This is a genomic window from Thiomicrorhabdus sp. ZW0627 (assembly GCF_029767005.1).
In the GTDB taxonomy this organism is placed as follows: Bacteria; Pseudomonadota; Gammaproteobacteria; order Thiomicrospirales; family Thiomicrospiraceae; genus Thiomicrorhabdus.
In genome coordinates this window covers 117822-142291 of sequence record NZ_JARUQR010000005.1, presented here as the reverse complement: position 1 = coordinate 142291, position 24470 = coordinate 117822, and the positions used below count along the sequence as shown (strand labels likewise).

Annotated in this window: 25 protein-coding genes; 19 read left to right on the top strand and 6 right to left on the bottom strand. The window is 48.7% G+C overall.

From position 1 onward, the window contains the following. The first annotated feature begins 13 nt into the window (after positions 1 to 13). The 12 genes from QCB45_RS10305 (at position 14) to QCB45_RS10250 (ending at position 11613) form a co-directional block, all read left to right on the top strand. A complete protein-coding gene (locus QCB45_RS10305) occupies positions 14 to 1456 on the top strand; it encodes a circularly permuted type 2 ATP-grasp protein (protein ID WP_279420900.1) in 1443 nt (480 codons plus the stop codon). A 9-nt stretch (positions 1457 to 1465) separates the two neighbouring features. Further along, positions 1466 to 2407 carry an alpha-E domain-containing protein gene (locus QCB45_RS10300; RefSeq protein WP_279420899.1) on the top strand — a complete coding sequence of 314 codons (942 nt, stop codon included), beginning with the start codon at positions 1466 to 1468 and terminating at the stop codon, positions 2405 to 2407. A gap of 21 nt (positions 2408 to 2428) precedes the next feature. Beyond that, complete coding sequence (locus QCB45_RS10295) at positions 2429 to 3478, top strand: putative zinc-binding metallopeptidase (RefSeq protein WP_279420898.1); 1050 nt, start codon at positions 2429 to 2431, stop codon at positions 3476 to 3478. Positions 3479 to 3552: 74 nt separating this feature from the next. After that, positions 3553 to 3960: a ketosteroid isomerase-related protein gene (locus QCB45_RS10290; protein WP_279420897.1), complete on the top strand. Its 408-nt coding sequence runs from the start codon at positions 3553 to 3555 to the stop codon at positions 3958 to 3960. Beyond that, entirely contained in the window at positions 3960 to 4547 is a 588-nt protein-coding gene (locus tag QCB45_RS10285; protein WP_279420896.1) for a GNAT family N-acetyltransferase, read from the top strand. The genes QCB45_RS10290 and QCB45_RS10285 overlap by 1 nt, the downstream gene beginning before the upstream one ends. Next, positions 4544 to 5416: a carbon-nitrogen hydrolase family protein gene (locus QCB45_RS10280; protein ID WP_279420895.1), complete on the top strand. Its 873-nt coding sequence runs from the start codon at positions 4544 to 4546 to the stop codon at positions 5414 to 5416. The genes QCB45_RS10285 and QCB45_RS10280 overlap by 4 nt, the downstream gene beginning before the upstream one ends. 159 nt (positions 5417 to 5575) lie before the next feature. Beyond that, positions 5576 to 7207 carry an FAD-dependent oxidoreductase gene (locus QCB45_RS10275; protein WP_279420894.1) on the top strand — a complete coding sequence of 544 codons (1632 nt, stop codon included), beginning with the start codon at positions 5576 to 5578 and terminating at the stop codon, positions 7205 to 7207. 80 nt (positions 7208 to 7287) lie between these two features. Further along, entirely contained in the window at positions 7288 to 8544 is a 1257-nt protein-coding gene (locus tag QCB45_RS10270; protein ID WP_279420893.1) for a hypothetical protein, read from the top strand. A gap of 496 nt (positions 8545 to 9040) precedes the next feature. Continuing rightward, a complete protein-coding gene (locus QCB45_RS10265; protein WP_279420892.1) occupies positions 9041 to 9409 on the top strand; it encodes a bifunctional precorrin-2 dehydrogenase/sirohydrochlorin ferrochelatase in 369 nt (122 codons plus the stop codon). A gap of 100 nt (positions 9410 to 9509) precedes the next feature. After that, complete coding sequence (locus QCB45_RS10260; protein ID WP_279420891.1) at positions 9510 to 10454, top strand: PilZ domain-containing protein; 945 nt, start codon at positions 9510 to 9512, stop codon at positions 10452 to 10454. Between the two features lies 1 nt (position 10455). Continuing rightward, a complete protein-coding gene (locus QCB45_RS10255; protein ID WP_279420890.1) occupies positions 10456 to 10671 on the top strand; it encodes a (2Fe-2S)-binding protein in 216 nt (71 codons plus the stop codon). 93 nt (positions 10672 to 10764) lie between these two features. After that, positions 10765 to 11613 (top strand): Cof-type HAD-IIB family hydrolase, encoded by an 849-nt coding sequence (locus tag QCB45_RS10250; RefSeq protein ID WP_279420889.1) that lies wholly within the window; start codon positions 10765 to 10767, stop codon positions 11611 to 11613. Between the two features lie 17 nt (positions 11614 to 11630). Here QCB45_RS10250 and QCB45_RS10245 read toward each other — a convergent pair whose 3' ends face one another. The 6 genes from QCB45_RS10245 to queE all read right to left on the bottom strand — a co-directional run bounded on the left by QCB45_RS10245 (position 11631) and on the right by queE (position 17796). After that, positions 11631 to 12521, bottom strand: a complete 891-nt coding sequence (locus QCB45_RS10245) for a metal ABC transporter permease (protein ID WP_279420888.1) — start codon at positions 12519 to 12521, stop codon at positions 11631 to 11633. Further along, the gene (locus tag QCB45_RS10240) at positions 12518 to 13858 is read right to left on the bottom strand and encodes an iron chelate uptake ABC transporter family permease subunit (RefSeq protein WP_279420887.1); all 1341 of its coding nucleotides are present in this window, start codon (positions 13856 to 13858) and stop codon (positions 12518 to 12520) included. Before QCB45_RS10240 ends, QCB45_RS10245 begins: the two co-directional genes overlap by 4 nt. A gap of 12 nt (positions 13859 to 13870) precedes the next feature. Continuing rightward, the gene (locus QCB45_RS10235) at positions 13871 to 14665 is read right to left on the bottom strand and encodes a metal ABC transporter ATP-binding protein (protein ID WP_279420886.1); all 795 of its coding nucleotides are present in this window, start codon (positions 14663 to 14665) and stop codon (positions 13871 to 13873) included. 19 nt (positions 14666 to 14684) lie between these two features. Then, entirely contained in the window at positions 14685 to 15602 is a 918-nt protein-coding gene (locus QCB45_RS10230) for a zinc ABC transporter substrate-binding protein (RefSeq protein WP_279420885.1), read from the bottom strand. A gap of 234 nt (positions 15603 to 15836) precedes the next feature. Then, the gene (gene rlmD / locus QCB45_RS10225) at positions 15837 to 17090 is read right to left on the bottom strand and encodes a 23S rRNA (uracil(1939)-C(5))-methyltransferase RlmD (RefSeq protein WP_279420884.1); all 1254 of its coding nucleotides are present in this window, start codon (positions 17088 to 17090) and stop codon (positions 15837 to 15839) included. A gap of 61 nt (positions 17091 to 17151) precedes the next feature. Beyond that, positions 17152 to 17796 (bottom strand): 7-carboxy-7-deazaguanine synthase, encoded by a 645-nt coding sequence (queE, locus tag QCB45_RS10220; RefSeq protein WP_279420883.1) that lies wholly within the window; start codon positions 17794 to 17796, stop codon positions 17152 to 17154. Between the two features lie 112 nt (positions 17797 to 17908). Between queE and leuC the strand changes: the two genes are divergently transcribed. The 7 genes from leuC to truA all read left to right on the top strand — a co-directional run bounded on the left by leuC (position 17909) and on the right by truA (position 24464). Beyond that, entirely contained in the window at positions 17909 to 19324 is a 1416-nt protein-coding gene (gene leuC, locus QCB45_RS10215; protein ID WP_279420882.1) for a 3-isopropylmalate dehydratase large subunit, read from the top strand. Between the two features lie 21 nt (positions 19325 to 19345). Then, positions 19346 to 19987, top strand: a complete 642-nt coding sequence (leuD, locus tag QCB45_RS10210) for a 3-isopropylmalate dehydratase small subunit (protein WP_279420881.1) — start codon at positions 19346 to 19348, stop codon at positions 19985 to 19987. Positions 19988 to 20052: 65 nt separating this feature from the next. Beyond that, on the top strand, positions 20053 to 21126 hold the full coding sequence (gene leuB, locus QCB45_RS10205) for a 3-isopropylmalate dehydrogenase (protein WP_279420879.1): 1074 nt from the start codon (positions 20053 to 20055) through the stop codon (positions 21124 to 21126). Between the two features lie 25 nt (positions 21127 to 21151). Next, positions 21152 to 22132 (top strand): M23 family metallopeptidase, encoded by a 981-nt coding sequence (locus QCB45_RS10200; RefSeq protein WP_279420878.1) that lies wholly within the window; start codon positions 21152 to 21154, stop codon positions 22130 to 22132. Continuing rightward, a complete protein-coding gene (locus QCB45_RS10195) occupies positions 22033 to 22500 on the top strand; it encodes a polymer-forming cytoskeletal protein (RefSeq protein WP_279420877.1) in 468 nt (155 codons plus the stop codon). Before QCB45_RS10200 ends, QCB45_RS10195 begins: the two co-directional genes overlap by 100 nt. 114 nt (positions 22501 to 22614) lie before the next feature. Next, on the top strand, positions 22615 to 23637 hold the full coding sequence (locus QCB45_RS10190) for an aspartate-semialdehyde dehydrogenase (protein WP_279420876.1): 1023 nt from the start codon (positions 22615 to 22617) through the stop codon (positions 23635 to 23637). 38 nt (positions 23638 to 23675) lie between these two features. Further along, the gene (truA, locus tag QCB45_RS10185; RefSeq protein ID WP_279420875.1) at positions 23676 to 24464 is read left to right on the top strand and encodes a tRNA pseudouridine(38-40) synthase TruA; all 789 of its coding nucleotides are present in this window, start codon (positions 23676 to 23678) and stop codon (positions 24462 to 24464) included. Positions 24465 to 24470 lie beyond the last annotated feature (6 nt).

Sequence of the window (24470 nt, the reverse complement as noted above, 5' to 3'; positions counted from 1 at the left end):
GTGAGAATAGACGATGATCAACGCGTTTTCCAACTATACAATCAATGGGTTTTACGATGAGTCTCTTGAACGCGCGGACAAGCCGCGAGAGGCTTCTGTCCAACTGTTCCAGCATTATGAAGGGGTGTCTCTGAAAGAGTTCGAAGAGCTCCAGAGAAATGCCAATGCCACCATCGCCCAAATGGGGATTTCTTTCACGGTATACAGTGACAAAGGAAATATCGACCGTCTCTGGCCGTTCGACGTGTTTCCAAGAACCATTCCGGCATCGGAGTGGAAAGAGGTTTCAAAAGGCCTGGTGCAGCGTTTGAAAGCACTGAATATGTTTATTGAAGACGTCTACAACGATCAGGATATTTTCAAGGCCGGCATCATTCCTGAAGAAGTGATTCTTTCTTCCAAGGATTACCGTCCTGAATGCAAAGGGATGAAGTTGAAGCATGGTTCCTGGGCGTGTATCTGTGGTTCAGATCTTGTACGTGGGGCGGACGGTACGGTTTATGTGCTGGAAGACAACCTTCGAGTGCCTTCAGGGGTCTCCTATATGTTGGAAAACCGCGCGGTCATGAAGCAGGTGATGCCGGAAGTGTTCCACGACATCAATATTATGCCGATCGATGATTACCCGGCCAATCTGCTTTCGATGCTAAGTTCCTTGTCGCCTAATGAAGTGGAGAGTCCTGAAGTGGTGGTACTGACGCCGGGTATCTTCAACTCCGCCTATTACGAACACGCTTATCTGGCGCATGAAATGGGGGCGGAACTGGTTGAAGGAAGCGACTTGGTCGTTCTGGACGACGATTGTGTCTATATGCGAAATATCGACGGTCTGAAAAAGGTCGATGTGATTTATCGCCGTATCGACGATGCTTTCCTGGATCCGGAAGTATTCCGTGAGGATTCAACTCTGGGTGTCAAAGGCTTGATCCGTGCATGGCGAGCGGGAAATGTGGCGATTGCCAATGCACCCGGCTGTGGAGTCGCCGACGACAAGGTGGTGTATTCCTATGTGCCGGACATGATCCGTTTTTATCTGAAAGAAGAGCCTCTGGTCGAGAACGTGCCGAGTTACCTGTGTAGCGTGGATGAAGACCGAGAGTATGTGTTGCAGCACTTGAACGAATTGGTGGTGAAACCGGCCAACGAATCGGGTGGATACGGTCTGCTGATTGGTCCGAAAGCTTCGGAGGAGGAAATCGAGCAGTTCCGGGAGCTGATTATCGAGAACCCGAGAAATTACATCGCCCAGCCGACATTGAGTTTGTCGACCGTACCTACGCTTTGTGAAGAGGGAATCGAGGGGCGTCATGTTGACTTGCGGCCGTTCATTCTGCAGGGCAAGAAAAGTTATGTCACCGCCGGCGGTTTGACTCGAGTAGCCTTGCGAAAAGGTTCGCTGGTGGTCAATTCCTCTCAGGGCGGAGGAAGTAAAGATACGTGGATTGTGGAATCATAGGAGGGCGACATGTTATCTAGAGTGGCGGAAAGAGTCTATTGGTTGGCTCGATACATGGAGCGGGTTGAAAACACGGCACGTTTGGCTCGGGTGCATTCGCAGTTAATGTTCGATTTGCCCAAGTCGGTCAAACTCAATTGGTACAGTCTGGTGGAAATCACCAGCAACGAAGCGTATTTTGATCAGTATTACGATGCCCGAACCGAACAGAACTGTATGACGATGTTGTTGTCGGATAGGGATAATCCGGCATCACTGATCTCCTCTTTATGGTGGGCGCGCGAAAATACCCGGACTACGCGGGATATATTGCCGCGTGAAGCCTGGATTCATATTAATGAGCTGTATCTTCTGGTCAAGGATAATCAAGCCGATTTTCAGGTTCGCAGTAAACGCAATCTGCTTCTGGAGAAGATTATCCGTTCCTGTCAGGCCTGGTCGGGCATGTTGTCGAGTACCATGAGCCAAAACGAAACCTACCGCTTCATAAAGCTGGGGATGAGTATCGAACGCGCCGACATGACTTCACGTATCCTGGATGTGGGCGGCTTGTTTGTGGCGCAGGAGACCACCGTTGATCACGAGTATCCGTATGAGGGCATTCTGTGGGCGAACTTGTTGAAATCGATCAGTGCCCATTTCATGTATCGCCAGAACGTGCAGACCGAAATCAACGGTCAGCAGGTGGTCGATTTTCTGATCCACGACAAGGAGTTTGCCCGATCGATCCGTTATTGCGTCAGCGTGATGCGCGGCATGGCTTCCAAGCTGCCGAACGGCGAAGAGATGGGCGACGCCATCGAGTCGTTTTTGAAGTACATCGATGAAAATAATTTCTACGAAGTCGGCTCAACGGCTCTACATGACTATCTGGATGAAATACAATTACAGCTTTCATCCATTCATACGAAATTTTATGACGTCTGGTTCAATCCGAAAGCCGTTGCTTAACATGTGTAGGAAAGGGGTTTAATGAAGCGCTTTTTTTGTCACTGTGGGCATGAGGTTTTCTTTCACAATCTGTTCTGCGAAGAATGCGGTCGCGACCTCGCTTACGATCCGGGCATTCAGACCATGTGGAGCGGTGAAATTCGTCGGGACCATCTGTTCTACCCGCACCCTTCGGTCAAAACTAACGCCAAGATTGAGGGGCTTCGCATTTGTCAGCTGCGCGATTCCGAGGTGAATTGTAACTGGCTAATCAGTCTGGAAGACAGTGAAGACGAATGCCAATGCATTTCCTGCCGTACCACGCGAATCATTCCGGACTTGAATCAGGAGAAGAATCCGAAACGTTGGCGCCAGCTAGAGCGGGCGAAACGTCAGCTAATGTATACCTTATTGGAGTTGAAGATCTATTCTCCATTCGGTGGAGATATGAACCGGGACTTGAAGTTCGACTTTTTGGAGGACAAACGGAGTAATCCCAATGTCACCTTGGAACATGTGCTGACAGGCCATACCAACGGTTTGATTACCTTGAATGCCGCTGAGGCAGACGAAGGTTTCCTGCACACTATGAAAGAGCAGATGGGCGAACGCTACCGCACTTTGCTTGGGCACTTCCGTCATGAAATCGGCCATTATTACTGGCAGAAGCTGATTGCCGACCGGCATCTTGAGGGCGCTTTTAGAGATGTGTTCGGCGACGAGCGTGAAGATTATGAGCAGGCTTTGCAGCGCTATTACGACCGGGGCAATAAAAATCACTGGATGAGCCGTTATATCACGCTGTATGCAAGTAGCCACCCGCACGAGGACTGGGCGGAAACCTGGGCGCACTATTTGCACATTGTCGATACCTTGGAGACGGCGGTGAGTTACGGCTTGAGTGTTTACGAGCCTAAGCAGAACGATTTCGATAACTGGTTCGATGAGTGGAGCCGGGTTTCCCAAGTAATGAATGCGCTTAACCGCAGTATGGGTATGGCCGATCCTTACCCATTTGTGCTGTCGCCGGTTGTTAAGGGTAAACTTCGTTTTATCGATGAGCTGGTGGATGCAGCCGACTTAACGTTTTAAATTGTTTTTAGGTTTGGGAAAGGGCTCTTATAATGTCCGCAATTTAGTTTACTTAACCAATGCGGAATCCAAATATGCAAAACGCTTCGCTAAAATTGATTCAAGCGTATTACGACGCTTTCAACCGTCAGGATATGGACACTTTTCTTAGCTTGTTGACCGAAGATGTGGTTCATGACATCAATCAGGGTGGCAGAGAAATTGGTAAAGATGTTTTCGCCGCCTTTATGGAAAGAATGAACCATCACTACCGCGAGCAACTAACCGATATGGTTATTATGGTCAGTGAAGATGGTACGCGTGCTGCGGCGGAATTTGTGGTGAACGGCGAATACCTCAATACCGATGAAGGTTTGCCTGAAGCCAACGGTCAAACCTATGTACTGCCAGCGGGTGCGTTCTTTGAAATTCGTGACGGAAAAGTTGCCCGCGTCACTAATTACTATAACCTTGCGGACTGGATTAGCCAGGTGGAGGCTTGATGTTAAGGCTTGAACGGCTTTCGGGCGAGGTGCTTCTGAAGCATTTGCCCGATCTGGCTCGCTTGCGCATTAAGGTGTTTCGGGAATTTCCTTATCTTTATGAGGGGGAGATGGCCTATGAAGAGCGTTATCTGCAAACCTATATCAAATCCAAAGACAGTGTTGTGGTTCTGGCGTGGGATGGCGATCAGATTGTTGGCGCTTCGACGGGCATTCCTTTGAGTGAAGAAACACCGAATGTCCAAGCCCCTTTTGTAACGGCTAGTTATCCTATTGACGAGATTTTCTATTGTGGCGAATCGGTGCTGTTGTCCGAGTATCGTGGACAGGGTGCGGGTGTAGCTTTCTTTGAACACCGTGAAGCGCACGCGAAAGAATACGGCTACAAATACATCTGTTTCTGTGCTGTACAGCGTTCTGAAGATCATCCTTTGCGTCCTGCGGATTATGTGCCGTTGAATCAGTTCTGGATGAATCGAGGTTATCAGATTCAGCCGCAATTGCAGACCGAATTCAGTTGGAAAGAAATCGGGGAAGAAACCGAATCTCCCAAGCCCATGACCTTCTGGATGAAGGAGTTGGCATGAGTGCGTTTAAAGTCGCTTCGGCCCAGTACGACATCGGTTTTTTCCGGCAATGGGATGATTATGCGAGTAAGCTGGAAGATTGGGTTGCGTCAGCCACGGCCCAAAATGCGCAACTGCTGGTGTTTCCCGAATACGGCAGTATGGAATTGGCGTCCTTGTTCGGTGAAACCGTCTACCGGGATTTGAACAAACAACTTTATGAAATGCAGACGTTATATCAAGATGTAGAAGCACTGCATTTGAGTCTTGCAAGTCAGTACAACTGCCTCATTTTGGGGGCGAGTTTTCCTTTACAATTGAAAAATGGTCGTTTTCGAAACCGAGCCACGCTCTATGAACCGGAAAGTATTCTGGGTTTTCAGGATAAATTGATCATGACCCGTTTTGAAAATGAGCAATGGCTTATTTCGGCGGGGAAAGAGATTCAGGTCATTCCGACCGATTTGGGCATGATCGGAATTAATATCTGTTACGACTCGGAATTTCCGATGATCGCTCATCAGCAGGTACGTGCCGGAGCCGATCTGATTCTGGTGCCGAGTTGCACCGATACCGAGGCAGGATTTCATCGTGTGAGAGTGGGGTGCCAGGCGCGAGCATTGGAAAACCAGTGCTATGTCGTGCAGTCGCCGACGGCGGGCGAAGCGCCTTGGTCGGAAGCGGTGGACATCAATACCGGTCTGGCCAGCATCTATACGCCAATCGATTACGGCTTTCCAGAAAACGGGATTCTGGCCGAAGCAGGGGATGCATCGGCACAATGGGTGTTTGCCGAACTGGATTTAGCTAAATCGCGTGAAATCCGTAACAGCGGACAGGTCTTCAATTACCGTGACTGGCCGCTTCAGGATGAACTTCAACTGATTTAAGTTGAATAAATGAAATGAACAGGCCTGTTCAGTTCGATACGATTATTAAACCTCGCAATAAGCGAGGTATTTTGTTTGCCAAAACAAAGCGGATTATGCTTCAATTTCAGTGCGGATAAATGCGAATCAAAGCTCTCTTAAAATCATAGGAGGTGAGGTGTGAGCCATTTGATTACCGATGACGTTGCACAGGAAATCGACAAACAACTGCAAGAACTGGCCGATCCCGTAAAACTGATTTTGTTCACCCAGCCGCACGCTTGCGGTGCCTGCGACGAACAGCACGAATTACTTCAAGACCTCGTCAAACTCAGCGACAAATTGTCGCTGGAGGTTCATCTTCTCGATTCCAAAGAAGCCATCGAATACGGCGTGGATAAAGCACCCGCAACAGTGGTTGTGGGGGAGAAGGATTACGGAATCCGATTTTACGGTATGACCGGCGGGTATGAATTTGGTTCGTTGCTTGAAGCGGTCCGCATTGTTTCGCAAGGACCTGAAGGCCTTGACCCAATGTTGACGGCCATGGCTTCCACTTTCACTCATCCACTGCACCTGCAAGTGATGGTCACACTGGCCTGCCCATATTGTCCGCGAATGGTTCATCTTGCTCATCAACTGGCCGTGGCGAACCCATTGATCCGTGCCGATATGGTCGACGCCTCCGAATTCCCGGCTCTAATCAATCTTTACGACGTTCACGGCACGCCGCTGACGGTTGTGAATGGTCAGCGTGGATTCGAAGGTGCATTAGCGGCGGATCAAGCGGTGATGGAAATTTTGAAAGTTGCCGATCCTGATAGTTATGAGCGCCTTGAAGCCATGCTGAGAGAAGCCAAAGGCATGCGTAAAGTGTCGGAAGTCAAGGAGACGGATCTTTACGATGTGATTGTGGTTGGGGCCGGTCCCGCCGGTTTGACTGCCGCGCTGTATTCGCAACGCAAAGGACGTCATACGGCGTTGATCGGTTCCAAGGCGGGCGGGCAGATTAATGACACCGCCACTATCGAAAACTATCCGGGATTGGTTCAGGTTGGCGGGGCAGATCTGGCGGAGGCCATGAGACATCATGTAGAGGCCTATCCGGTTGCCGAACGTCTGCATAGCGATGTAATCCGTATTGAAAAAGAGGGCGATGTGTTCGTCGTCCATACCGATGACGATCAGCACTACAAGGGCAAAACGGTCATCTATTGTGCCGGTAAGCGCAATCGCCGTTTGAACGTACCGGGCGAGGAACGATTCATCGGTAGAGGTATTGCCTGGTGCGCTACTTGCGACGCACCGCTATACAAAGATAAGCGCGTGGCCGTGGTCGGTGGCGGAAACTCCGCTTTTACCGCGGTGCGTGACCTAATGCGCTATGCCAAGGAAATTCACATTGTTCATTTGTCAGACACCTTTAATGCCGATCCGGTGCTGGTGGAAGAAGCCAAACAGTCGGAAGGACAGGTGCATTTTCACTTGAATGCACAGGTACGGGAATATTTCGGTAAGGAAAAACTGGAAGGCGTGCGTTTGGCGACCACCGAAGGTGAATCACTTGAAGACCTTGCCGTGGATGGTGTGTTTTTGGAAATCGGACTGGTGCCGAACAGCGCGGCTTTGAAGAATTTGATTGAATTGAATCCGGCCGGAGAAGTGCCGGTAGACAGAAACCAAGCCACCCAATTGCCGGGATTGTTCGCGGCCGGAGACGTCACTGACGACATCGACAAACAAGTCGTTATCGCTTCCGGTGCAGGAGCCAAAGCGGCTTTAGCGGCGGATCGGTATCTTCTTGAATTATAAATAAGATTGGAGATTTGTTGAGCTAAAGCTTAGTGCTATAAGTGATCGATTAAATGTATCATTAAATATAAGGACATATGATGATAGAAAGCCCAGAGCAAAGAATAGAAAGGATTCAAGAGTTGTTGGAGGTGATTGTTCTACATGATCCGCAAGATAGTTTCTTAAAGTTAATAGAAGGGAATAGAGAGTTATTTAAAGGGCTTAAGCTTATATATTCCACAAATAATATAGAAACAGACTTTTCAAATTATCCATTAAAAAAAATTGAAGAAGATTGTCCTGTACTAAAGAAGTTCTTTTATGGTTCTGGATTATTGTTCTACTCGGATGAATTGTTTAGACGCACTTTAATTGAAGGAAAAATTAAAATTCCTTTGGATTATTCATTAAGTCTTGATTCTAACGCGGCCGAGAAATTTCGAGTTTGGGAAAACGGAGGGAGTTTAGATAAGGATCAAGATCGCTTTGAGGAGTTGGTTAGGTTTATAAAAGAAGGAGAAGATGATGGATTCAATTTTGATTATTCATTTTTTATTATTGAAAATCTTCTGGATTCAATGAAAGAAGAAAATGATCGTCCCTTCAATACAGTTCGGGCGCTTAAAAGATTTGATCATCTGAACTACGATCCCGATGACTTTGATATTGCTTTGCCTCGATTTAATGAGGGCAGGGATTTTGCGGGAAGGAGGGCAATAGAGACACTTCATTTATTCCAAACGAGTAAAGATGTTTTGAATTTGTTGGATAGAAGGAAGAGTCTTTATATTATTTTGTTGAAGGCAGTCATATTAAAACAAAATAAAAGTACGGTTTTAAGTGACCAATTAGCAGAGCTGGTAGGGTTCACACTTGATACTATTGGAAAATTTGCTAAATCAGAAATCTATTTTGCTTGGAAATTTTTGAAATATGGTGGCGATTTTGACTTCTTCAACCCTATTAGCCAATTAGGAAAAAAATCGATAAAAAAAATAAGAGGAATGTCTTGGGATTTATTTGCTTTTAGGTATCAAGAAACGTTGGCTTCTAAGAGTTATCGAAGTGATTTTTTTGTTCCTTTTTTTGCTTCATTTGATAATAAATTCGTTAAATTAGCAAAAGCCTGCCCTGTTAGATGCATTTTAACAGATGATCGAGATAAGCGCGTTTTTACAGTATTTTTAGATGAGTATGAATTTCATGAAGACCTGGATGCATCTATGAATCAAGAATTGAAATTTAAGATTTCTAATCCTGTTGAAAAAATCAAAAGGTTAAATATGAAAATTACATCCAAATATTTAGATGAAAAAATTTTAGAAATTGAGAATGAATTAACTAAATTTTTTTGATTAAAGAGTTACTGTTTATACAAGATAATATTTTTGGTTTACTCTGGTGCAATTTCCATATATTTCAATATGTTAAGTCGGTTTGTTTAAAAGTGCGTTTTTTGTAACTTATTGAAAGTATTGAATAAATAGTTTTTGGACTAATCTACGCTTTTAATTAAATACAACTAGAATAATCAGAGTGGAGAGGCTCATCCGGTCATTGGACTGGGTGGGCTTTTTTTATTTTCCACTTGTTCAAAATATAGGTTTATTCAAAGGCTCCAAAACGACATTTGTATAGTAAAAATCCAAATCAGTAGCCGTTTGAATGGGATTTGCACCAAATTTATGCCATTTTATGCGCTAATGTACTTAATTAATTCTTGTTGTTTTGATAAGGTAATGTTTTTAAAGGAATAATGTTTTTAAAGGAATAATGTTTTTTGGTTTTGGTTTTGGTTTTGGTTTTGGGTTTGTTGTAGATTGTTCGAGTGAATAAAAGAGGAGTGCCAAAATGGGCTATTTACCGATTTGGATCAACATTAAGAACGAACACTGCTTGGTCGTCGGTGGTGGTTCCATTGCGGCACGTAGGGCAGATCAATTCATCAAAGCGGGAGCGATCGTCACGGTCATTGCGCCCGAACTCAAGTCCGAGATGAAGCACCATTTGGCCAATGGTGATATTGTTTGGGACGTCGATACTTTCTCCGCGGATACGATGGCGCACCTGCCACATCCTAAATACGTGATTTCAGCGATTGAGGACGATTCAATTACACAAGCGGTGTTTCGTTATTGCAAGCATCACAACATTCCAATCAATGTCGCGGGGCAGGCGGAAATTTGCGATTTCATGCTGCCGGCGATTATTGACCTTTAAACGAAAGACGTTTAATCGTCCTCTGTCTTGTGCGCCGTAGTGCTTTCTCGTATAGTTATGGCTGTTAACCATCGTTGTCAGCGTTGCCAGGAGGTTTGGTTTGCAAGAGAACAAGCGTGAGTTTTTCCGCATCAATGTCGAACTGCCGGTCTATATCCATCCGTTGGAGGAGGGCTACGGTACAGAAAACATTTCCCCCGCTTTTATCCTTCCTGCTACTCAGAAGCAAAGAGTTGAAGAGGCCAATACCGAAATCCAACGTCTGTTCAAAGACGAGCACCATATTGAAAACGGCGCGGTGGAGTTGTTCAGTGAGATCGACCAGCGCATCGACTTTCTAGCTTTCATGCTTGACGAGCTGATGGAAGGGCGCGATCCGCGTCATCACGAAGATTTCTATGAGCGTTTGGATGGTGATCACAGAATTTGTCCCCCAGAGAGTTGCCATTCAACCAAAGTGTTTCCATTGATTGAAGCGGTTTACCAGCGTATTGACGACATCGTGCGCGAGTTGTTGGAAATGGTCAATCGCAGCGTCGAGGGTGAGGTTGTATTTTATTCCGCTTCGACTCGAGGCCTGTTTAGTGGCGAAGAGTATCTGCACAACCTTTCCATTCTGGCTGAGCAAGAGAATTGGTTGGCATTGGTGTTGGTTGATCTGATTGCAAAACTGAATGTGTACGAATCCGCTTACACGAATCTGAAGGCTGTGAGCCATGTAGTACCGCATCCCAATGACTGGTTGGTGCATCCCGTGAATCTGAGTGCAGGTGGAATCGCGCTCGAATCGACTCAACAGTTTAGCTTGCGTGATCGGGTCTGTGTGCTGATGAAGATTGAAGAGCATGTGCTTTACGCTTATGCGGATGTGGTCAATATCATGCCGGCGAGTTTGCTTGATGTCTCTAACGCTGAAATCCCGCATGTACAGATTCAGCGGGTTTCGTTCAAGTTCGAGCATTTAAGTGCGGATGATGCGGCCTTGATTACCCGTTTCGTCACTGCACAGGAATTGGCGTGCGCCCATCCGGACGAGGCGCTTTGATTTGTCGGACGCCTTGAATTCCCCTGAAAACGATACGGAAGAGATGCAACAACAAGTTTGCGTCTGTTACGACGTGATGCGTTGGGAGATTGTCGAATCGATCCGTCAGGGAGCGGATACCGTAGAGAAGGTCAGCGACACGACTTATGCCTGTCAGGGGTGTGGGGGATGTCGTCCGAAAATCGAATCCTTGATCGAGCAGTCATCCCGGGATTGATAAGTCTTCGTTTTCAGGTACAATCCGGCATAGATTCGATAAATCAAGTGACGGATTCGCGGAAGGTCTAGAGACTTTTCCGCCTTGAAAATTATGAAAAATCAAAAGCCTAACACCTCGAAACCTCACGGTGCGCCTCGCATCAAATTGGTCGTTTCCGATCTGGACGGCACTCTGTTGAATCCCGACCATAAAGTCACCTCAAGAACCGTTTCGGCGGTACGTCAATTATTGGAGCACGGTGTCCAGTTCATGATCGCCAGTGGGCGCCACTATCAGGACGTCTACCTGATTGCCCAGCGCTTGGGTGTGGAGATGGAATTGATCACCTCCAATGGTGCACGGGTTCACGACCGCCATGGTCATATCCTTATTGAAAATCATATTCCACGAGAGCTGGTCGAGCAGGTGTTGGCGGTTTCCGAAGGCTTTGAGATTCACCGCAACCTTTATCAGCAGGATTTGTGGCTGGTTGAAGAACCGCACGAAGAATTGTTGGCGATTCATGATCAGTCCGGTTTTGAATATCGGTTGACCGAATTTGCCGAAACTGACCTAAGCTTGATCGACAAGATCTATTTCACCGCCGATCATGAGATTCTGGTTCCGTTGGAAAAGGCTTTAAAAGCGCGTTTTAAAGAACAATTGAGCATTACCTTTACCTCGCCGGAATATCTGGAAATTATGAATTACGGAGTTTCGAAAGGGCAGGCGTTGCAGACGGTGTTGGATCGAAAAGGCATTCTGCCGGAAGAGACGGTAGCATTTGGTGATGGCATGAACGACAAGGAAATGCTTCAGCTTGTTGGTCACGGCGTGGTGATGGATAACGCCACAGACGCGGTCAAGCAAGCTGTTGGCAACGCCGAATTTGCCGAAGCCAATTCGGAAGACGGTGTGGCCAGATACATTGAAGAACGGATTCTACCGACTTTAATTTGATTGAACTTTATACTTTTCTAAATCCCAACAGGCCTGTTGGGTTGCAAACGGCGTTTACGTTTGCGGATTTCCAGAGCCAAAACGGTCGCCAACAACAAACCTCCCGCACTGACGGCGATAGAGGCGGAAATTGAGCTGTCCAACTTGTAGGAGACGGCATAGCCGATCATGACCGAGGCTAATCCGTAAGCTGAAGCCAGCCAAAGCATGCCTTTGAGTGATTTGGCGATCAGGTAGGCGCTGCTTGCAGGAATCACCAACAGGGCAACCACAAGGATTGCGCCTACCGCATCGAATGAAGCCACGGTGGTCAATGAAACCAATGTCATCAGGAAGTAGTGCCAAAACACGACGTTGATGCCTAGCGAAACAGCGAGGCTCGGATGAAACGCCACTGTTTGCAGGCGGTTGAAGCCGATGAGAATGCTGATAAGCACGATCAGGAAGACAATACCGATGGCCCACAGCGCGCGTGGCCCCAGGTCCACACCGGTTTCCGGATTGCCCCAGACGATGGTGTCGAATGGGACGAACGCGATTTCTCCATACAACACGCACTCTTGGTCCAGATCAACCTGTCCGGCGTACAGAGAAATCAGAATCACGCCGAGCGCGAAGAATAGGGTGAAGACGATGCCGATGCTGGCGTCGCTTTGCAGTTTACCGAATTTGTGCAGGCTGTCGCTGAGCCAGGCAGTGAGAAGGCCGATCATGACTGCGCCACCCAACATCACCGGAAGGGAACGTGAATCGGTTGCCAGAAAAGCGATGACGATGCCCAGTAGAACCGAATGGCTGATGGCGTCGCCCACCAACGACTGGCGACGCAGAATCAGAAACGAACCGACCAAGGCGCAAGAAACGGCCACCAATGAGGCGGTCGCCAAAATCCACAAGTCATTGATCATTTGATTTCTCCTTGCGATTCGGGAATCGGTTTTCCGTGAGGGTCGGAATGTCGGTCACGGAGTTCCGCTTCGAGCTGCTGTTCCTGTTCTTCGTTTAGGATGTGTTCGATTCGTTCGGCCTGTGAATGAACTTGTTCAGGCGTCAATTCTACTTGCTGATTGAGATAGCTTTCCCACAAGCGGTGGCGGCGCGTAAGTTGGGTGGCTTGTTCCATTCCTGTGTCGGTCATACGGTAGCCTTTTGTGGATTCGACCACCAGGTCTTTGCCGCCCAGTGAGCGAAGGGTCTTCTTTAGAGTATCGATCGGGATGGCACGTAATGCCTGAATGTCAGGCAGGTTGAAATAGCGGCGAGTGAAGTTGCTCTGTTCGTTCAGTTTGTACAGCGTTCTCAGGACGTTCTCTTCGCTCACCTTTTGACGCAGGCGTTTTTGTTCCAAGAAACGTTTCAGCAAACCTTTATTGGGAGCGAACAGCATTGACAACAGGAACAGGCTTGCGAGACTCACGACCATCCACGGGCCGGTTGGCATGGCCGGCGCGAGATAGGAGATTTGGGTGCTGATGACCGCACTGAGTGCGCCCAGAGAACCCGCGATTATAAGGATTCGGGAGAGTTGATCGCTCCAGAAACGGGCTGCGGCAACCGGCGTTAGCAGTACCGCCGCCATTAATACCACGCCGACCAGTTGCAGGCCGACCACGACCGACATGACAATCAACAATGCCAGCAAAAACTCATAGAATTTGACCGAAATTCCTAGGCTGCGGGCGTATTGGGTGTTGAAGGCGATGAGTCGAAGTTTCTGAAAGAACAGCGCAACGTTCAGTAGAACAAATAAGGTCACATAGGTGAGTAGAGTGATGTCGTCCTGGGTCATGGCGGCGGCCTGGCCAAACAGGATTTTGTCGAGTCCACTTTTGTTTTCGACTTGTAGCCCCTGAATGTAGGAGAGCAGCATCAAACCGAGTGCGAAGAAGAAAGAGAGCGTAATCGCCAGAGCGGCATCGGGTTTGATTTTGGTGTTTTTCGGCAGCCAGTCGATGATAAAGAAACCGATGAAACTACTGGTTAAAGCACCTAGAAACATCACGACTGGATCGCGGGTTTCGAAAAGCAGGAAGGCCATCATGACGCCTGGCAAAGCCGCATGTGCCAAAGCGTCACCGACCAGTGAACGTTTGCGCAGGAAAGCGAAACCGCCGATGATAGAAGCGCTGATGCCCAGCAAAACGCTGCCCATCAATACCCAAAGTGCGTTCATGTCTTCGAAACGCCAGAAATCCAGTAGAAGTTCCCAAGTGGAAGGTTGTGAAATCACAGTCCAGTCTTGCATGATTTACCGCCCTCAGTCGTTTTCGTGCGCTTGGTTCAAGCGGGTGCGGTACATGGTTTCAGTCAGGTCGTTCAGCAGTGACAGGCGTCCGCCGTAGGTTTTGTTAAGGTTCTCTTTTGTCAGTACGGTCTCAACCGGACCGGCCGCCACCAGGCGCGCATTGATGAAAATGATCCAGTCGAAATATTCGCCGACGGTATTCAGATCGTGATGCACGCAGACGATGGTTTTGCCTTGCGCCTTGAGGTTCTTGAACAGTTCGATGATCGCTTTTTCGGTGGCGACGTCCACACCCGCGAACGGTTCGTCCATCAGGTAGAGGCTGGCCTGTTGCGCCAAGGCGCGGGCGAGGAAAACTCGCTGCTGTTGTCCACCGGAAAGTTGGCTGATTTGGCGATCCTTGAAATCCCACATCTGTAAATCTTTCAGTGCTTGTTCGGCGATTTCATAATCGAGTTTGCTTGGTCTTTGCCAGAGCTTCAGTTGTCCGTGGCGGCCCATAAGAACCACGTCCATGACGTCGATCGGGAAATCCCAGTCAATCTCTTCGCGCTGAGGAACATAAGCGGTGGCAAGCCGTTTTTTCGTCAACGGTTCGCCGAAGAATTTTACTTCGCCCTCGATCAGCGGTTCCAATCCCATGATGCCTTTGAGCAGGGTGGATTTGCCTGCGCCGTTCGGTCCGACGATGGCAATGGTCTTTCCTTCCGGAATTTCGAAACTAACGTCGGTCAAGACAGGCTTGTACTGGTAGCGCATGTTGAGGTTGTTGACCGTGATTGGAGCTTTGCGCGAATCTGGATTCATGTCGTGTCCTGATTTTGGGTTATTGGTTACTTGCGCCTTTCAGCGCACGGGTGATGGTTTCAACATTGTGGCGAACCATGCCGAAGTAGTCGCCTTCCGGGGTTCCGGGAAGTCCCATGGCGTCTGAAAACAGTTCGCCGCCGATGGTCAGTTGATGGCCTTCGGCTTCGACGCCTTTGACCAACGATTCTATGAAGCGTGGCGAGACGCTGGATTCCACGAATACCGCCCCGATGCGATTGGCGACGATGACTTCTTTAAGCTGTTTAATGTCCTGCAATCCGAATTCGGACGCTGTGCTGATGCCTTGCAGTCCCATAACCTTAATCCCATAGGCCTGTCCGAAATAACCGAAAGCATCGTGGGCGGTGATTAGAATGCGCTGTTGTTCGGGAATGCTTTCGATCTGTTGTTTGACCCAATTATCCAGAGTGCGAAGTTGAGCAAAGTAACGTTTTGCATTGGTTTGGAACAGGGCGCTTTGTTCGGGAAGCGTCTTGCTTAACACTTTCAGGACATAGTCTCCCGCGTGCATCCAAAGATCGACATCGAACCAGATATGCGGATCGGGATGTTGGCCGTGGTGTTGAATGATGCGGTTTTGTGGAAGTTCCGAAGAAATGGCGAATACCGCTTTTTTACGCGCCATCTTTTCAAAGATGTCTTGCATCTTGCCTTCCAGATGAAGACCGTTATAGAAAATCAGATCGGCTCTCAACAGTTTGCGTAGATCCCCTTGAGTCGCTTTGTAGAGGTGCGGATCGACTCCGGTTCCCATAAGGGGGGTGACCTTGACCTGATCGCCGCCGATGTTGGTCGCCAAATCGGCGATCATGCCGGTGGTGGTGACGATGTTCAACTGTGCCTGAGCGTTTACACTCGTAAACAGCAAGGTCAGAGTCATCGAAACGGTTTTTAAAATGGTTGTTATCTTCATGTTCTTATTCTGTTTCTACGCTTTTGTCGTCTTTTTATAGATTTGGCTAACTAAAAGATTAGCCATGGCTAAAAATATAATTAGATTGAACTATAACATTGATACAGTCGGTTTGAAATAGTGCAAATGACGGATTTCGGGCAAACTGGGTGAAATGGAAGGGGGGGAGAATGCAGACTCCGTTCAGTATTGGAACAGGCCTGCTAGGAATGTATTGGTTCGTTAAAAGGTCGTTTAGAACTTGAACGGAGCGCGTTTTTTGGCGGTATTTTTAGGCTGTTTGAATTTCTTAAGCTGCACCATAACTTCGGTGTGTGTAGTGTGTGGGAACATGTCGATCAGGTTCGCTTTGGTCAGACGGTAGCCCTGTTTTTCCAGTTCTTTGACATCCCGGATGAGGGTTGCGGCGTTGCAGGAAACGTAAACAATTACTTCCGCTTTGAGTTCGTGCAGAACCTTGCTGATCTCGAAAGCGCCCTGACGGCCTGGATCGAGAAGCAGGCGATGGTATTTCTGTTTTTTGAACCAGGCCGACTGGGTGCAGTCTTCAAACAGATTGGCTTTATGGAAGGTCGCATTCTCCAAATCGTTTTGCGCGGCGTTATTGGCGGCGGTTTCGACCAGCTCGGCCAAGCCTTCGATTCCGACGACCTGCTTGGCTTTTTGGGCGATCGGTAGTGTGAAGTTACCGACACCGCAGAACAGGTCGAGAACTTTGTGGTCGGATTCCAGCTCCAGCCATTCGATGGCTTGATTGACCATTTCACGGTTGAGTTCAGCGTTTACCTGGATAAAACCGTCTTGCGGGAACGTCAGTTTCAGGTTGTTCAGAGTGTAGTAAGGTTCATCCGATTTGGTTTCATCTTCAAAGCCGAAAACGCCGTTGTCGGCTTCCACGACCGTCAGTTCCTTGTAGGCACGGCTGGCTTTTTCAAGTAAGGCCGGGCGGTGTTTTGCAATCGCTTCATTCAGGCCGTCGCTCAAGACCGGACAATGTTCAATGTCCACCAGTTCGTTGGATTCTTTCTGTCTGAAACCAAGTTTGGCGACTTTGTCCTTTTTACCGATCGCCAATCCAAGGCGGGCTCGGCGGCGGTAGCCACGGTCGTTGCCGGTGATCGGTTCGAGTATTTGGCATTTGTCTGAATTCACGGCCTGGGTCAGACGGGTTAGGAAGTTTTCGCTTTTCCAGAAACGTTGTGCCTGGATGGACAGGTGTTGTAACTGGCAGCCGCCGCAGGTTTGGTATTTCGGGCAGAAAGGCTCTGCGCGGTCGGAGGAAGGCGTTTCGATTTCCAGTAACTCGGCTTCGTCGAATTTGGTTTGTTGTACGGTCACTTTGGCTGTGACGATGTCGCCCGGCACAGTGTTGGTGATGAAGATCGCCTTACCGCCGACTCTTGCGACGCCGCGCCCGTCATGGGTCAGGCCTTCGATCTGTAATTGGGTGAGGATGTTTGCGTGATGAGTCATAGGTCGATTTTTCATTTTGAACAGGCCTGCCGGGTTTGTCAGGCGCTTGTTTTTGTGTGGTTCAAGTGCCTGATTATTAGTCAATTCCAAGCAGTTTGTGCGTCTGTAGACTGAGCTTCCATTGAGGGTGGTCAAGACAGTATTGGACGGCCTGCCGGATATTGCTTTCGGTGATTTTCGGATCGGCGTCATCCATTGGTTGCAGGTAGAAGTGCTCGAAATTCAGTTCTTCTACTTTTTCGGGCATCAGTTCCGGCTGAGGGTAGACGAGTTTCAGCTCGTTGCCACTGTCCAGAATTAACGGGGCGTTGGCTTTGGGGCTGACGCAGATCCAGTCGATCTCTTCGGGCGCGGTTTTGGTGCCGTTGGTTTCAATGGCGATTTCGAAATTATGACGATGCAATGCATCGACCAGTTCCTGGTCTACCTGCAACAAAGGCTCACCGCCGGTGAGGACAACAAAAGGATGTTCCTCTGAGTCAGCAGGCCAGAATTGCAACAGGTGCTGGCAAAGTGCTTCTGCATTGGCGAAGCGACCGCCGTTCTGACCGTCGGTGCCGATGAAGTCGGTGTCGCAGAATTGGCAGACGGCGTCGGCACGGTCTTCTTCGCGTCCGGTCCATAGGTTGCATTTGCTCATGCGGCAGAAGATGGAAGGTCGTCCACTGTGGAAACCTTCACCTTGAAGCGAGTAGAAAACCTCTTTGACGGAATAGCTCATAATTTCTGGTTTCGTTGTTGAATCTTGCGTGTATTTTACTATTTAGTAAGTGCTGTGAAATGATATAATTCATAACTATTTCTTAAATTTTACGTGAGTTGGATAAAAAGCGATGTCAGGAAAGACTTTATACGACAAATTGTGGGATGCGCATGTGGTGCGTCAGGAAGAGGACGGCACGGCGTTGATTTATATTGATCGCCAGTTACTGCACGAAGTAACTTCGCCTCAGGCGTTTGAAGGTCTGCGTTTGGCGCACCGTAAGCCTTGGCGTGTCGATGCTAACCTGGCAACACCGGATCACAACGTTCCGACCACCGATCTGAGCGGTGGTGTCGACTCGATCGTCGATCCGATTTCACGTATCCAGGTTCAGACCTTGGGCATGAACACCAAAGAGTTCGGTATCACAGAATTCGGTATGGGCGATCCTCGTCAGGGTATTGTTCACGTGGTTGGTCCGGAAGAAGGCGCGACCTTGCCGGGCATGACCGTAGTTTGCGGTGATTCGCATACGGCGACGCACGGCGCGTTGGGTGCCTTGGCTCACGGGATCGGAACCTCGGAAGTCGAACACGTTATGGCGACTCAGTGTCTGATCCAGAAGAAGATGAAGAACATGCTGATCAAGGTCGACGGCGAATTGCAGCCGGGTGTCGGGCCTAAGGATGTCGTTTTGGCAGTCATCGGTGTGATCGGTACGGCTGGAGGTAACGGTTGTGCGATTGAGTTTGGCGGTCAGGTTTTCCGTGACATGTCGATCGAAGGCCGTATGACGGTTTGTAACATGGCGATTGAAGCCGGTGCGCGTGTTGGTCTGGTTGCGGTGGACGAGAAAACCATCGACTACGTCAAAGGGCGTCCGTTCGCTCCTAAGGAAGATCAGTGGGAGGCCGCCGTTGCTGCGTGGCAGGATCTGAAGTCGGACGATGATGCGGTCTTTGATAAAGTTATTGAGATTGATGGTTCCAAGATTGAGCCTCAGGTTTCTTGGGGAACCTCGCCTGAGATGGTGTTGGATGTGAATGGCAAGGTACCGAATCCGGCGAATGAATCCGATCCGGTTAAAGCGGGCGGTATCGAGCGCGCTTTGAAGTATATGGGACTGGAAGCTGATATGCCGGTTTCCGAGATTCCGGTGGATTACGTGTTCATCGGTTCTTGTACCAATTCGCGTATCGAAGATTTGCGCGCGGCAGCCGAAGTGTTGAAAGGCAAAAAAGTCGCTTCGACAGTTGAACAGGCATTGGCGGTTCCTGGTTCCGGTTTGGTCAAGATGCAAGCCGAGAAGGAAGGACTGGATAAGATTTTTATCGAAGCCGGTTTCGAATGGCGTAATCCGGGCTGCTCAATGTGTTTGGCGATGAATGCCGACAAGCTGCCTTCAGGCAAACACTGCGCTTCGACTTCGAACCGTAACTTCGAGGGGCGTCAAGGTGCTGGCGGGCGTACCCATTTGGTGAGTCCTCAGATGGCTGCAGCGGCAGCTGTGGCTGGGCATTTTGTTGACGTACGTGATTATTTGTAAGCGCGGGAGTGGAGAATAAAGATGGATAAGTTTATTAAAATGACCGCGATTGTCGCGCCGATGGACCGCGCTAACGTGGATACCGACGCAATTATTCCTAAGCAATTTTTGAAGTCGATCAAACGTAGCGGGTTCGGCCCGAACTTGTTTGATGAGTGGCGTTACGAAGACGTGGGCGAGCCTGGTCAGGATTGCAGCAACCGTCCTTTGCGCAAGGATTTTGTATTGAACCAGCCACGCTATCAGGGTGCCAAGATTTTGTTGGCACGCGAGAACTTCGGTTGTGGTTCGAGTCGTGAGCACGCACCTTGGGCGTTGAAAGATTACGGTTTCGATGTGGTGATCGCGCCGAGCTTTGCGGATATCTTCTTCAATAACTCGTTCAAGAACGGAATCCTGCCGATCGTTTTGGATGACAAGACGGTCGATGATCTGTTTAAAGAAGTGTTTGCGGAAGAAGGTTATCAATTAACGGTTGATTTGGAAGCGCAGAAATTGGTTAAGCCAAACGGTGACAGCATCGACTTCGAAGTAGACAGTTTCAGACGTCACTGTCTGTTGAACGGTTTGGACGATATCGGTCTGACGTTGCAGCACGAAGATGAAATCAAAGCGTATGAAGCGAACCGTAAGAAAAACGCGCCTTGGTTGTTCGGCGCTTGATGCCGGACGGTTTTAACGGAATTATTCAAGATTTATAACAAGTTTAAAAAGTAGAGAACAAAGAAATGACACAACAAGTATTGGTATTGCCAGGTGATGGAATTGGTCCGGAAATTACAGCCGAAGCGGTTAAGGTTTTGGAAGCCCTGAAGGTTTCGGACGGTCTGGATATTGATATGACTGAAGACTTGGTTGGTGGTGCGGCTTACGATGTACACGGCGTACCTCTAGCGGACGAGACCATGGACAAAGCCAAGGCGGCGGATGCGGTTCTTCTTGGTGCCGTAGGTGGTTACAAGTGGGAATCATTGGATATTTCCGTGCGTCCTGAAAAAGGTTTGTTGCGTTTGCGTTCTGAAATGGAATTGTTCGCCAACCTTCGTCCTGCTTTCCTTTACCCTCAGTTGGCGTCGGCTTCGACTTTGAAGCCGGAAGTGGTTGCCGGTTTGGATATCCTGATCGTACGTGAGTTGACCGGTGGCATCTATTTTGGTCAGCCTCGTGGTATTCGTACTTTGGAAAACGGTGAACGCCAAGGTTTCAATACTTACGTTTATTCCGAATCTGAAATCAAGCGCATCGCGCACGTAGCGTTTCAAGCTGCGATGAAGCGTAACAAGAAGTTGACGTCGGTGGATAAGGCGAACGTTTTGGAAGTAACCGAGCTTTGGCGCGAAATCGTCGATGATGTTGCGAAAGAGTACCCTGAAGTCGAAGTGAAGCACATGTATGTCGATAACGCGGCGATGCAGTTGGTATTGAATCCTAAGCAGTTCGACGTCATGGTGACCGGTAACATGTTCGGTGACATTCTATCCGACGAAGCGTCTATGCTGACTGGATCGATCGGAATGTTGGCTTCTGCTTCTTTGGATGCTAACAACAAAGGTATGTATGAGCCTAGTCACGGTTCTGCTCCGGATATCGCTGGACAAAACAAAGCGAATCCTTTGGCGACGATTCTGTCTGCGGCGATGATGCTTCGTTATTCTTTAGGTCGTGAAGACTTGGCTGAAAAGATCGAGAACGCGGTTGGGAAAGTGTTGGATCAAGGGCTTCGTACCGGTGATATCTATTCTGACGGCGACAAGCTTGTCACGTGCAGTGAGATGGGGGATGCCGTTGTTGCAGCGCTTTAAGCCGTAACTTACTGTAACTGTCCAGATGAGAAATCATTTCACCATTACCATAAGCGATGTACATGGTGCGCGCGATTATTCGTTTAAGCAGATTTTTAAACGGTTCGCGTGGTTCTTTTTGCTTGTCTTTTTGTTTGTTTGGGTTGGCGGCGCCTTAACTATTTGGTGGTTAAGCGATCAGGCCGAGCAAATCGAAGGGCAGCATATTCAGGCGGTTCAGAATTACGAAAAAGTGTTGAGTTCGCAGAAAAACGATTTTATTCACGTCGCTTCGGAAAAACGTTTGTTGGAATCGGAGTTGGCCGAGAAAACCAAACAGGCTGAATTGTTGGATCAGACCTTGCAGGGACTGGAGGAGTTGATTGGAACCAGTACCAGTGCCGAAGAACCGGAAAAACCGGTCGAGGAACGGGTTAAGTTGGTACAGTTGAATACTCTGGGGAAGAGCATGATGCTTGAGACGATTCCAAATGGTCGCCCGGTTGCCAACTTTGTTGGAGTGAGTAGCTCATACGGTTGGCGTATCCACCCGGTCAGTGGCAAGAAACAATTTCATCACGGAATCGATTACCGTGGTGAAAAGGGAGCTCCTGTCGTTGCGACGGCGGACGGTGTGGTTGAATACGCCGGAGATCATAAGAGAAGCGGATTCGGTAAGTTGATTATTCTCTCTCATGCAAACGGTTTTAAAACGCATTATGGACACTTGAGCCGTTTGGATGTGAAGACCGGACAGTTCATCCACCAGGGGGATGTGATCGGCGGCATCGGCTCGACGGGATTGTCATCCGGTAATCATTTGCATTACGAGGTTTCATTTGTTCAGCGCAAACTCAATCCGGCAGCTTTTGTTGAATGGAGTTTGCAGAATTACGACAGCATTTTCCAACAGGTGAAAGGGGTACCATGGGGTTCTTTAAGTCAAGCCGTAAACGAGCGCGTGGAGAAGGTGGAAAAACAATTATTGCACCGGGGTGTGTCTTTAGCGGAGAATTCAGCGAATTAGGCGGTCCTCTGCATATCGACGGGCGTATTGATGGCCTTATACAGAGCGATTTCGATGTGTCGGTTGGGGTTCAGGGGCAGGTCAGTGGTTTCATTAAGGCGCGTTCGATCGTGTTGAGCGGTGTCTTTGAAGGCAAGGTGGCTTGTGAACGAATTGACATTCTCAGTACAGGCAAGTTTATTGGCGAGTTGATCAGTGGTGAAGTGACGATCGAGGCCGGAGGCAAGTTCATTGGCGAAAGTCGTGAGTTGACGGAAGGCGGTATGATTGTCAGCCTGCCTGAAGAGATGAAGCATTCCACTGCGCCGGCTTCATTGAACGATCTTCTGGATAAAGAGAAGATTGAAGATAAGAGTGAAAAGGATTAATTCCGGGGTTGGTCTTGGTAAGAGATAAATTCGGATGGACGGATTAACTGTCCGACAAAATTTTAGTGTTGAGCGGAGCGCTTTTTGCGCCCATTAGAAACAAGGAAAGAGAACATGACTAAGTTGTACGATATTGCAGTCGTCGGTGCCACTGGTGCAGTGGGTGAAACCATTTTGAAAGTGTTGGAAGAGCGTGACTTCCCGGTTGGCAAAATTTATCCGTTGGCGAGTAGCCGTTCTGCGGGTAAGAAATTGCAGTTCAAAGGCGGTTGGGTTGTAGTCGAGGACTTGGAAACATTCGACTTTTCTAAAGTGCAGATTGGTTTGTTCTCTCCGGGCGCAAGTGTTTCGGCAGTTTACGCGCCTAAGGCGGCGGAAGCAGGTTGTATCGTTGTCGATAACACTTCTCAGTTCCGTTACGACGATGATATCCCGCTGGTTGTTCCTGAAGTAAACCCGGACGCGGTTGCAGGTTATAAAAATCGCGGTATCATCGCGAACCCGAACTGTTCGACGATTCAGATGTTGGTTGCATTGAAGCCGATTTACGATGCCGTGGGTATCAAGCGTATCAACGTTGCAACTTATCAGGCGGTTTCCGGTACAGGTAAGGAAGCGATCGAAGAGTTGGCTCAGCAAACCGCTGATTTGTTGAATATGAAACCGGTTAAGTCGAAAGTCTATCCGAAGCAGATTGCATTCAACTGCATTCCTCAAATTGATGTGTTTATGGATAACGGTTACACCAAAGAAGAGATGAAGATGGTGTGGGAAACCAAGAAGATCATGGGGGATGAAAATATCCTGGTCAACCCGACTGCGGTACGTGTTCCTGTGTTCTATGGTCACAGTGAAGCAGTGCACATTGAAACCGATAAGAAGATTACGGCCGAAGAAGCTAAGAAGCTTTTCGAAGAGATGGAAGGTGTGGTTCTGGTTGATGAGCATGTCGATGGTGGTTATCCGACTGCGGTGACCGAAGCGGCGGATACTAACCCGGTTTACGTTGGTCGTATCCGTGAGGACATCACGATCGAGAACGGTTTGAATTTGTGGGTTGTTGCAGATAACGTTCGTAAAGGTGCTGCGACCAATACGGTTCAGATTGCTGAGTTGTTGATCGAAAAGTATATCTAAAGCCGGTTTGGAATCGTTGATTTTACAGGCGAAGAGCTTTGCTTAAACGGATCGCGCTGGGCGTTGAATATCAAGGTACCCGTTATTGCGGTTGGCAGCGCCAATCGCATTGTGAATCCGTGCAAGGATTGGTTGAACAGGCGTTGACGCAAATTGCTGACGAACCGATTGATTTGCATTGTGCGGGCCGTACCGATACCGGCGTTCATGCGATCGGACAGGTGGTGCATTTTGAAACCAAGGCCGAACGTCCGATTAAAGCTTGGGTTCAAGGTGCCAACACCAAGCTGCCGGGTGATATTCGCATAGCGTGGGCGAAACCCATTGATGCGGAGTTTCATGCACGTTTTTCGGCGTTTGCGAGACAGTATCGCTATGTGATTTTCAATCGTCCTGTGCACTCGGCCGTCTTGGCCGGCCGGGTGACTTGGGAAGACCGTCAATTGGATGTGGAGAAGATGCATCGTGCAGCTCAAGCATTGATCGGAGAGCGTGACTTCTCTTCGTTTAGGGCGGCAGCTTGTCAGGCGTCGCATGCGATGCGTGAAGTGCAGTCGGTCGAGGTGAGTCGCAGAGGCGATTTTGTCTTTATCGATATCCAGGCGAACGCCTTTCTGCATCACATGGTACGCAATATCAGTGGAACCTTGATGCAGATAGGTCGCGGCGATAAACCGGAAAGCTGGGTGGAAGAGGTGCTTGAACTCAAGGATCGTACCCAGGCGGCCGCTACCGCTCCGGCGAGTGGACTGTATTTTGTGAACGCTTTTTATCCGGATGAATATCAAATTCCACGAGTCGAATTGAACGAGGTATTGTGGCAGTGAGTTCGA

Coding starts and splice junctions, on each gene's coding strand:
- QCB45_RS10190 (WP_279420876.1), top strand. CDS start 22,615: ATGACTAAGTTGTACGATATTGCAGTCGTCGGTGCCACTGGTGCAGTG.
- QCB45_RS10265 (WP_279420892.1), top strand. CDS start 9,041: ATGGGCTATTTACCGATTTGGATCAACATTAAGAACGAACACTGCTTG.
- leuD (WP_279420881.1), top strand. CDS start 19,346: ATGGATAAGTTTATTAAAATGACCGCGATTGTCGCGCCGATGGACCGC.
- QCB45_RS10245 (WP_279420888.1), bottom strand. CDS start 12,521: ATGATCAATGACTTGTGGATTTTGGCGACCGCCTCATTGGTGGCCGTT.
- QCB45_RS10280 (WP_279420895.1), top strand. CDS start 4,544: ATGAGTGCGTTTAAAGTCGCTTCGGCCCAGTACGACATCGGTTTTTTC.
- QCB45_RS10200 (WP_279420878.1), top strand. CDS start 21,152: ATGAGAAATCATTTCACCATTACCATAAGCGATGTACATGGTGCGCGC.
- QCB45_RS10230 (WP_279420885.1), bottom strand. CDS start 15,602: ATGAAGATAACAACCATTTTAAAAACCGTTTCGATGACTCTGACCTTG.
- QCB45_RS10250 (WP_279420889.1), top strand. CDS start 10,765: ATGAAAAATCAAAAGCCTAACACCTCGAAACCTCACGGTGCGCCTCGC.
- queE (WP_279420883.1), bottom strand. CDS start 17,796: ATGAGCTATTCCGTCAAAGAGGTTTTCTACTCGCTTCAAGGTGAAGGT.
- QCB45_RS10270 (WP_279420893.1), top strand. CDS start 7,288: ATGATAGAAAGCCCAGAGCAAAGAATAGAAAGGATTCAAGAGTTGTTG.
- QCB45_RS10305 (WP_279420900.1), top strand. CDS start 14: ATGATCAACGCGTTTTCCAACTATACAATCAATGGGTTTTACGATGAG.
- QCB45_RS10295 (WP_279420898.1), top strand. CDS start 2,429: ATGAAGCGCTTTTTTTGTCACTGTGGGCATGAGGTTTTCTTTCACAAT.
- QCB45_RS10300 (WP_279420899.1), top strand. CDS start 1,466: ATGTTATCTAGAGTGGCGGAAAGAGTCTATTGGTTGGCTCGATACATG.
- QCB45_RS10240 (WP_279420887.1), bottom strand. CDS start 13,858: ATGCAAGACTGGACTGTGATTTCACAACCTTCCACTTGGGAACTTCTA.
- QCB45_RS10290 (WP_279420897.1), top strand. CDS start 3,553: ATGCAAAACGCTTCGCTAAAATTGATTCAAGCGTATTACGACGCTTTC.
- QCB45_RS10195 (WP_279420877.1), top strand. CDS start 22,033: ATGGGGTTCTTTAAGTCAAGCCGTAAACGAGCGCGTGGAGAAGGTGGA.
- leuB (WP_279420879.1), top strand. CDS start 20,053: ATGACACAACAAGTATTGGTATTGCCAGGTGATGGAATTGGTCCGGAA.
- QCB45_RS10235 (WP_279420886.1), bottom strand. CDS start 14,665: ATGAATCCAGATTCGCGCAAAGCTCCAATCACGGTCAACAACCTCAAC.
- QCB45_RS10285 (WP_279420896.1), top strand. CDS start 3,960: ATGTTAAGGCTTGAACGGCTTTCGGGCGAGGTGCTTCTGAAGCATTTG.
- rlmD (WP_279420884.1), bottom strand. CDS start 17,090: ATGAAAAATCGACCTATGACTCATCACGCAAACATCCTCACCCAATTA.
- leuC (WP_279420882.1), top strand. CDS start 17,909: ATGTCAGGAAAGACTTTATACGACAAATTGTGGGATGCGCATGTGGTG.